This window comes from Pseudokineococcus marinus (genome assembly GCF_013004605.1).
Taxonomy (GTDB): Bacteria; Actinomycetota; Actinomycetes; order Actinomycetales; family Quadrisphaeraceae; genus Pseudokineococcus; species Pseudokineococcus marinus.
Genome location: NZ_JABEMA010000302.1, coordinates 1 through 3,768, shown reverse-complemented (window position 1 = coordinate 3,768; position 3,768 = coordinate 1). Strand labels below are relative to the sequence as shown.

At 76.0% G+C, this 3,768-nt stretch carries 2 protein-coding genes; one reads left to right on the top strand and one right to left on the bottom strand.

Features of this window, described 5'->3' with window-relative positions; all coding sequences use genetic code 11:
* Window positions 1-344 precede the first annotated feature (344 nt).
* Window positions 345-971, bottom strand: a complete 627-nt coding sequence (locus tag HLB09_RS14430; protein ID WP_171204032.1) for a mycothiol-dependent nitroreductase Rv2466c family protein — start codon at window positions 969-971, stop codon at window positions 345-347.
* Window positions 972-1,139: 168 nt separating this feature from the next.
* Here HLB09_RS14430 and pepN point away from each other — a divergent pair, with 168 nt between their 5' ends.
* Window positions 1,140-3,695 carry an aminopeptidase N gene (gene pepN / locus HLB09_RS14425; protein WP_171204031.1) on the top strand — a complete coding sequence of 852 codons (2,556 nt, stop codon included), beginning with the start codon at window positions 1,140-1,142 and terminating at the stop codon, window positions 3,693-3,695.
* The last annotated feature ends 73 nt before the right edge of the window (window positions 3,696-3,768 follow it).

Sequence of the window (3,768 nt, the reverse complement as noted above, 5' to 3'; positions counted from 1 at the left end):
AGCCGGCGGCCGTCGAGCGGCGCCGGGTCCGCCGGGCGCCCGCCCCCGGCTCGCCCTCCGGGCGCCGAGCCCTCGACCGGCGTCGCTCCGGGTGCCGCCGAGCCGGCGCCCCCCGTGGTCACGACGTCCTCCGCACTGGCGCTGCGCACGACGGCCCGTCGCCCCCTCGATCACCGGAGCCGGCGGCGGCGCCCCTGGCGGGCGCCCGTCCTGGCCGGCGACCGCCACGCTAGACCCGCCCCCCGACGGCGGCCGACGGCTTTTCCCGGGCCGCCGCGGGGGTCCGGGCGCGACGGGAGCCCCGGACCGGCGGTCCGGGGCTCCCGATCGAGCGAGGGCGGGGGTCAGTCGAAGACGGGCCCCTGGTCGCGCGTGCGCTTGAGCTCGTAGAAGCCCGGGGTCGAGGCGACCGCGACGACGCCGTCCCAGAGCCGCGCGGCGTCCTCGCCCTTCGGGGCGGGGGTGACGACGGGTCCGAAGAAGGCGGTGCCGGCGACGGCGATGACGGGCGTGCCCACGTCCTGGCCCACGCGGTCGATGCCCTCGGCGTGGCTGGCGCGCAGCGCGGCGTCGTGGGCGTCGGAGTCCTTGGCCGCCAGCAGCTCGGCCGGCAGCCCCACCTCGGCGAGCGACTCGGCGAGCACGGCCTCCACGTCCGTGCGCCCGCCCGGGTGCACACGGGTGCCGATGGCGTCGTACAGGGGCTTGACGTGCTCGGCGCCGTGCTCCTCCTTCGCCGCCGTGACCACGCGGACGGCCGCCCAGGCCCGGTCCATCGCCGCACGGTAGTCCTCGGGCAGGTCGCGGCCCTCGTTGAGGACGGCCAGGCTCATGACCTTCCACTCGACGTCGACCGGCCGCACCTGCTCGACCTCGCCCATCCAGCGGGAGGTCATCCAGGCCCAGGGGCAGGCGGGGTCGAACCAGAACTCGACGCGCTGGCGCTCGGTCGCGGGGGTCTGCTCGCTCATGGGGCGTGCAGCGCGCGAGGCCGTGGCAGCATTCCGCGCGGTCGTCCCCCGGGCCGCAGGGGCAGGAGGCGGTGGCGAGGTCGCCGCCGCCGGGGGACGAGAGCACCCGCACGGACCGGGGCGAGGCCCCGGCGGACCGGCCGACCGACGCCCGAGGGGGAACCCGCAGTGCCCGGCAGCAACCTGACCCGCGACGAGGCCCGCGAGCGCGCAGCGCTCGTCACCGTCGACTCCTACGACGTCGCGCTCGACCTGACGCGCGGCGAGGAGGTGTTCACGTCGACGACGACCGTGCGCTTCTCGGCGCGCGAGGGCGCCTCGACCTGGCTCGACCTCCTGGCGCCCGCGGTCACCGAGCTCGAGGTCAACGGCGAGCGGCGCGACCCCGCCGACGCCTTCGACGGCGAGCGCGTGCGGCTCGACGGGCTGGCGGAGGACAACGTCGTCCGCGTCGTCGCCGACGCCGCCTACATGACGACGGGCGAGGGCCTGCACCGCTTCGTCGACCCGGTCGACGGCGAGACCTACCTCTACAGCCAGTTCGAGGTGGCCGACTCGAGGCGCGTCCTCGCCGTCTTCGAGCAGCCCGACCTGAAGGCGACCTTCCGCTTCACCGTGACGGCGCCCGACCACTGGACGGTCGTCTCGGTCTCCCCCACGCCCGAGCCCTCCTCGGCCGGCCCGGGCCGCGCGACCTGGTCCTTCGAGCCGACGCCGCGCCTGGCGTCCTACGTGACGGCCGTCATCGCCGGCCCGTACCACCGGGTGGACGGCGAGCTCACGAGCCGGGACGGGCGCACCGTGCCCCTCGGCGTCCTGTGCCGCGCCTCGCTGGCCGAGCACCTCGACGCCGAGGAGGTCATGGACCTCACCCGCCGCGGCTTCGCGCACTACGAGGAGCTCTTCGACCTCGCCTACCCCTTCGCGAAGTACGACCAGCTCTTCGTCCCGGAGTTCAACGCCGGCGCCATGGAGAACGCGGGCGCCGTCACCTTCCTCGAGGACTACGTCTTCCGCAGCCGCGTGCCGGAGGCCATGGTCGAGCGGCGCGCCGTGACGATCCTCCACGAGCTGGCGCACATGTGGTTCGGCGACCTCGTGACGATGCGCTGGTGGGACGACCTCTGGCTCAACGAGTCCTTCGCCGAGTACGCCTCGACCCTCGCGACCGCCGAGGCCACCCGCTTCACCTCCGCCTGGACGACCTTCTCGAGCATGGAGAAGTCCTGGGCCTACCGGCAGGACCAGCTGCCCTCCACGCACCCCGTCGTCGCCGACATCCGCGACCTCGAGGACGTCGAGGTCAACTTCGACGGCATCACCTACGCCAAGGGCGCGAGCGTGCTCAAGCAGCTCGTGGCGTGGGTGGGCCGCGACCACTTCGACGAGGGCGTCCGCCGGTACTTCCGGGCCCACGCCCACGGCAGCACCGAGCTCTCCGACCTGCTCGTCGAGCTCGAGGCCACCTCGGGCCGCGACCTGCGCGCGTGGTCCGCGCTGTGGCTGGAGCAGGCCGGCGTCACGACGCTGCGCCCGGAGGTCGAGGTCGGCGACGACGGGACCATGACGTCGGTCGCGGTGCTCCAGGAGGCCCCCGCCGAGCACCCCGTGCTGCGGCCGCACCGCCTGGCGATCGGCTGCTACGACCTCGTCGACGGCCGGCTGCGCCGCACGCACCGGGTGGAGCTCGACGTCGACGGCGACCGGACCGAGGTGCCCGACCTCGTCGGCCGCCCCCGCCCGGCGCTCCTCCTCCTCAACGACGACGACCTGGCGTACGCCAAGGTGCGCCTCGACGACGCCTCGCTGGCCGCGGCCACCGCGCACCTCACCGCCTTCGCCGACGCCCTCCCCCGCACCCTGGTGTGGGGCGCGGCCTGGGACATGGCCCGCGACGCCGAGCTGCCCGTGGGCGACTTCGTCGAGCTGGTCCTGGGCGGCATCGCCGCCGAGACCGACTCCTCGGTGGTCCTCGTGCTCCTGCGCCAGCTCGCCACGGCGGTGCGGCTGCACACGGCGCCCGAGCACCGCGCCGCCGTGCGCGCCGACGTCGCCGGCCGCCTGCTCGACCTGGCCCGGCGCGCCGAGCCGGGCAGCGACCACCAGCTCCAGCTGCTCAAGGCCGGGGCCGCGCACGCGAGCACGCCCGACCAGCTGTCGGCGGTGCGCGGGGTCCTCGACGGCCGCGCGCCCCTGCCCGGGCTGGAGGTCGACGTCGACCTGGCGTGGGACCTGCTCACCGACCTCGTGGCCGCCGGGGACGCCGACGTGGCGGAGGTGGACGCCATGGCGGAGCGCGACGCCACGGCCCGCGGCCAGCGCCTCGCCGTCACCGCCCGCGCGGCGCGCCCCGACCCGGCCGTCAAGGAGGAGGTGTGGGCGTCCGTCGTCGACCGCGGTGACACCCCCGTCGCGCTGCAGGCGGCGGCCATCGCCGGCTTCACCCGGGCGCAGGACCCGGCGCTGCTCGCGCCCTTCGTCGACCGCTACTTCGACGCCATCGCCCGGGTCTGGGCCGAGCGCACGAACGAGACGGCCCAGCAGGTGGTCCTCGGCCTCTTCCCGGACGAGGCGGACGGCGCGGACGTGGCCGCCCGCACGAGCGCGTGGCTCGAGGCCCACCCCGACGCGCCCTCGGGCCTGCGGCGGCTGACGCTGGAGAACCGCGACGGCGTCGAGCGCGCCCGCCGCGCCCAGGAGCTGGACCGCCGCTCGCGCGCCTGACCCTCCGGCGACGGCAGCGCCCCGCGACCACATCGACGGCGAGGCCTTCGCCGCCGTGATGTCCAGCACGGGC

What these genes read in the sequence shown, in the direction of transcription:
- HLB09_RS14430 (WP_171204032.1), bottom strand. Translation starts at nt 971, where the DNA reads ATGAGCGAGCAGACCCCCGCGACCGAGCGCCAGCGCGTCGAGTTCTGG.